The following is a 5,074-nucleotide window of genomic DNA, read 5'->3' as shown; positions in this document are numbered from 1 at the left end:
AGCTCTTTCCGAGCCTTAGAAAAGTTAGCCAAGAAAGGGCAACTTAATCAAAAACCGAGATTGCCCAAGTACAGAACTCCCGGCGGTATGTACCAGATTTCCTATCCGGGACAAGCCTTGAAAATAGAGTGCGATCGGGTGAGACTGCCTCTAGGAAACAAAGGTAAAGAACACTTCGGGTAATATCATCAGAAAATCAAAAGTAGCCACAGACTCAATAATTGAGCGAGTGGGTAGAGGGTTGCTGACTAACCCTTTAAGAATTAAACTTTGGGTGGATTCATCCCCCAAATTTTCTCCTTAAGAATCCCCGCGTCTTCAGACCGGGGAGTGTCAAAATTAGTTTAAAAACAAAACACTTAACAGGGGTGTAGATTCCAGCCGATCGCCCAACTAACTATTCTAAGATAAGTGATTGCTATGTCAACTTTTTTTCTAAAAAATTTAGCTGCTCAACTTTCAGGAAAAGTTAATTTACGAACAGTGGTCATAGTACCCTTTGTGTTGCAAGTATTTGCAGCCGTGGGACTGGTGGGATATTTATCATTTAAAAACGGCCAAAGGTCAGTAAATGACCTGGCTGGTCAATTGATGAGCGAAGTCAGCAATCGCATTGAACAAAATTTAAAAACCTATCTAGAAACTCCTCACCAGATTAATCAAAGCAAACAAGATGCTGTGACATTGGGTTTTGTGAACATGAAAGACTTGTCAGCTTGGGAGAAATATCTATGGAGACAAGTGCAACTATACCCTTACATTAATTTTACGTCGCTGGGCAATAAAAATGGAGAGTATCGCACGGGAGAAAAGATGTCCGATGGCACATTATTGATTAACGCATCAGGCCCCTCCACAGGTTTTGACTTTCATTCCTACCATACCAACGATAAAGGCGATCGGACCACAGTAGCAGCCGTTGTCAAAAATTTTGATATCCGACAACACCCTTCTTATACCTTAGCCGCCTTAGAAGGTAAAGCCACTTGGAGTTCTGTCTACGTATCCTTCCTCGAACCAACATTAATCATCAGTGCCCTCAAACCAGTCTACAACAGCCAAAAACAGCTAGAAGGGGTCTTAGTTACAGCTTTGCGTCTCGATGCCATAGGTCAATTTTTAAATAGCCTCAAAATCGGCAAATCAGGTCAGACATTTATTGTAGACAAAAACGGCATACTCCTTGCAACTTCCACAGCCGAAAAACCTTTTAGAACTCAAAAAACTAAAAAAGAACTGTTTAAAGTTACCGAAAGTAGCGATGCTGTAACTCAAGCAACAGCTAAATATTTAGCAACTAAATTTGAAGACTTGCACAAAATTGAAAACTCCCAGCAAATCAATTTTGCAATTAACGGGAAACAGCAATTTTTAAAAGTTCTGCCATTTAAAGACGGCAAAGGTTTAGATTGGTTAATTGTCGTCGTTGTTCCCGAAGCCGACTTTATGGCACAGATTGATGCCAACACCCGCACTACAGTGCTGCTATGTCTAGCTGCTTTGGCGATGGCAACAGTGGTGGGAATTTGGACATCCCGCTGGATTGTCAAACCTATTCTCGAACTGAAAGACGCAGCCACAGCTTTATCTGAAGGACAATTTGACAGAACTGTAAAACTCGATAGAAGCGACGAATTAGGCATACTTGCCACAGCTTTTAATAGTATGGCTGCACAACTGCAAGCATCTTTTACCGCCTTAGAAACTAAAAATAGCGAATTGCAGCGACTGGACAAACTCAAAGACGAATTCTTAGCCAATACTTCCCACGAACTCCGCACTCCCCTCAACGGGATTATTGGTATTGCAGAATCTTTAATAGACGGTGCTACCGGAACACTGCCAGAAAAAACTAATATGAACTTAGCTTTGATTTCATCTTCTGGCAAAAGACTGTCATCTTTAATTAACGACATTCTAGACTTTTCTCAACTCAAGCACAAAACTCTAGATCTGCAAATTAAACCCGTTGGTATCCGGGAAATTGTCTACATAATTCTGACTTTATCTAAGCCCTCAGTAGGTAACAAAAATTTACTGTTAATCAATTCCATCAGTCCAGAATTGCCACCAGTGGCCGCCGATGAAAATCGTTTAGAACAAATACTTTACAATTTAATCGGTAATGCGATTAAATTTACGGAAAATGGGAATGTAGAAATTTCAGCAGAATTGTTAAGGGACAATGAAAAATCATCAACACCTAGTTCCCAAGTAGCGATTACTGTCTCGGACACCGGCATTGGCATCGCCGAGGAAAAATTAGAGCGAATTTTTGAATCCTTTGAACAAGCTGACGGTTCCACTGCTAGAGAATTTGGTGGTACGGGTTTAGGTTTGGCTGTGGTGAAGCAATTAGTTGAATTGCACGGAGGCCAAATTCGGGTATCTTCAACTGTAGGAGTTGGTTCTCAATTTACGTTTACTTTGCCAGTCTCTGAAAGTCAACCAGAAGCTAGCAGCAGGTATCCCCTTCTGGCTCAGGAGGGCGATCGCAATTTAATCAATCATCAGGTTACAGCCGAATTACCGATGATACATTCTCAGTTACCAGCTAATGAAGAACTACTGCCAAATGATAAAATTAAAATCTTGATTGTCGATGATGAGCCGATTAATATTCAGGTGTTAATCAACAGTCTTTCTATTGAAAATTATGCGATTACTCAAGCTAGCAATGGGCTGGAAGCCTTAAGTTTGATCGAAAATGGATTTAAGCCTGACTTAATGTTACTTGATGTCATGATGCCCCGGATGACTGGTTATGAAGTGTGTCGAGAAGTTCGCAAAATATACTCGCCTTTAGAATTACCGATTTTGATGTTGACTGCGAAAAATCAAACCTCTGATTTGGTAGAAGCTTTTAACTTAGAAGCTAATGATTATGTAACTAAACCTTTTATCAAAAAGGAATTGTTGGCCAGAATTAATACTCAAATTCGTTTGGCAAAATTGAATGCAGCTTACGGCAGATTTGTGCCTCACGATTTTTTGAATTTGCTTGAAAAGCCTAGTATTATTGAAGTTAGATTAGGGGAAAATAAAGAAAGAAAGATGACTGTTTTGTTTGCTGATATTCGCTCATTTACGGTGCTGTCAGAACAAATGACACCTACAGAAAATTTTGCTTTTATTAATAACTATCTAGGCAGAGTTAGCCCAGCAATTAGAAAAAATAATGGGTTTATTGACAAATATATTGGGGATGCAGTCATGGCACTGTTTCCTACTTTTCCTGATGATGGGGTTCGAGCAGCCATTGAGATGCAGAAAGAAGTAAATGTTTATAACCAACAGCGACAAGAAAGTGGCTTGGCTCCTATTTCGATCGGCATTGGTTTACACGTTGGTAATTTAATGTTGGGCACAATTGGTGAGCGAGAACGGATGGAAAGTACAGTGATTGCTGATGCGGTGAATCTGGCTTCTCGTTTGGAAGGGTTGACTAAGGTTTATGGTGCTGGAATTTTAGTTAGCGATGCTGTTATATATGCTTTGAGCGATCGCGAACAATATAAGTACCGATTTGTTGATCGAGTCACAGTGAAAGGGAAAACAACTGCTGTGTCGGTGTTTGAGATTTACGATACAGAAACAGAGCAAACTATTGCACTCAAACAGCAAACTGCGGAGGTTTTTCAACAAGGTTTAGATTTGTACTATCAACAAAAATTTGTTTCTGCACAAAAGACTTTTCAGAATATTTTACAAATTAATCCTGAAGATAAGGTAGCAATGCTCTATTTCAAACGAGCTCGTAAGTATCGAATGTACGGAGCACCGGATGGCTGGGTAGGGGTGGAAGCTTTGACTGAAAAATAGGGAATAGGGATTGAGGATTGGGGATTTGGAATCAACAGTTAACAGTCAACTGTCAACTGTCAAAAATTTGGTGTCACCCAAATCGATATCGGTCCTAATTAATTTACTGACCCGTAGCCGATCGCCCTTGTTTGCCCAGTCTGATTAACACAAAATAGGATAAGTAAACTACATAAATTGCTAAACCTATCATCGCTAAAAACCCCAAAAATTGAGGGTTAGTGTGAGGGTGAAACATCTGTTTGTACAGCCAAGGTGGGTCAAGCCAAATGCGGCAAAATGGTTCCTCAATGATTTGACTTTGAGATTGGAAGGCGCAAGTTAAGAAGGGAATTTGAGCGATCGCACCCAATCCGCTGTAAACAGTAATCGCCCATCGCCAAGCAGTAAAAGCCAGTTTCAGAGGCGACTGGGGTCGATCGGCAATTTCTTCGTTCAAATCCGCCCAAAACCACAAACTAGCAGGAATCAAAGCCCTGGCGATCGCCGACGACACAAAGCCCACAGGCAGGGCTGCGATCATTAGGTAAAGTGTAATTGCTAGCAAACTCGCCACTCGCCAATAGATAATCGACAAACGGACGATCGCCTCAGAAGAAGCAAAAACAGCCCAAATCAGCACTACCAGCGGGATCGAAACCGTTAATAACACAGACAACCGATAATCCATCCAGACTAGCGGTTGAAACCAAGGTCCGGTCGCTGCCAATAAAAGACTTAACATCTTTGGGAAAATATACTCACTTATTTGTGGAAAATCTTACTACAAAAAAGCCAAAAAATCAGCAACTGGGACATCTTGTCATGTTCCTGTTGCTGCTTCACTTTTGGCAGATCTAGGCTGCGTAGTGCGAACTATCAGACGCATTGTGACTACCTGTGTTTTTGCGATCGAGCTAAAGAAAAGGATAGAGGGCAAATTTCGCCCTCACCTTTTGCTTCAATCTCTAAATTGCAGGTTTATTCCTCGTAGATGCGGCACTCAGCAGCGTCAGGATTGTTGTCGCAATATTGTTCAAAGGAATTCTTAGGTTTAACTTGCTTTTGGTGAGAGGCTTCTGCTTGAAGTTCTTCAACTGCGTCCCAGGCGGCCGCACACTCGCCAGACGTGCTGCCACTTACGTCGCAGACTGCACGAGCGTTTACGAGTTCTTCTTCAATTTTTTCTTGGATGTTGCCCGCGGGTGTTGTTGTCATATTCACCTATATCATCAATAGAGGAAAGGTTTTTGTTGCTCTATAGAACCTATCG

Annotated in this window: 3 protein-coding genes and 1 pseudogene; 2 read left to right on the top strand and 2 right to left on the bottom strand. The window is 41.3% G+C overall.

Features of this window, described 5'->3' with window-relative positions; translation table 11 throughout:
• Positions 1-183: pseudogene (locus tag AAFP11_RS29670) on the top strand (RNA-guided endonuclease TnpB family protein); the annotation flags it as partial.
• A gap of 237 nt (positions 184-420) precedes the next feature.
• Entirely contained in the window at positions 421-3,822 is a 3,402-nt protein-coding gene (locus AAFP11_RS29665) for an ATP-binding protein (RefSeq protein ID WP_341740228.1), read from the top strand.
• A 103-nt stretch (positions 3,823-3,925) separates the two neighbouring features.
• On the opposite strand, the gene AAFP11_RS29660 is transcribed toward AAFP11_RS29665, so the two are convergent.
• Together AAFP11_RS29660 and AAFP11_RS29655 are read right to left on the bottom strand one after the other, a co-directional pair.
• Positions 3,926-4,546, bottom strand: coding sequence for a DUF3177 family protein (locus AAFP11_RS29660; RefSeq protein ID WP_341740227.1), 621 nt, complete (start codon positions 4,544-4,546; stop codon positions 3,926-3,928).
• 236 nt (positions 4,547-4,782) lie between these two features.
• Positions 4,783-5,019 carry a Calvin cycle protein CP12 gene (locus tag AAFP11_RS29655; RefSeq protein ID WP_340523515.1) on the bottom strand — a complete coding sequence of 79 codons (237 nt, stop codon included), beginning with the start codon at positions 5,017-5,019 and terminating at the stop codon, positions 4,783-4,785.
• Positions 5,020-5,074 lie beyond the last annotated feature (55 nt).

Source organism: Microcoleus sp. CAWBG640 (genome assembly GCF_020883015.1).
Lineage (GTDB): Bacteria > Cyanobacteriota > Cyanobacteriia > Cyanobacteriales > Microcoleaceae > Microcoleus > Microcoleus anatoxicus.
Note: the sequence above shows the minus strand (reverse complement) of the source record. Positions and strands in the feature narration are given on the sequence as shown.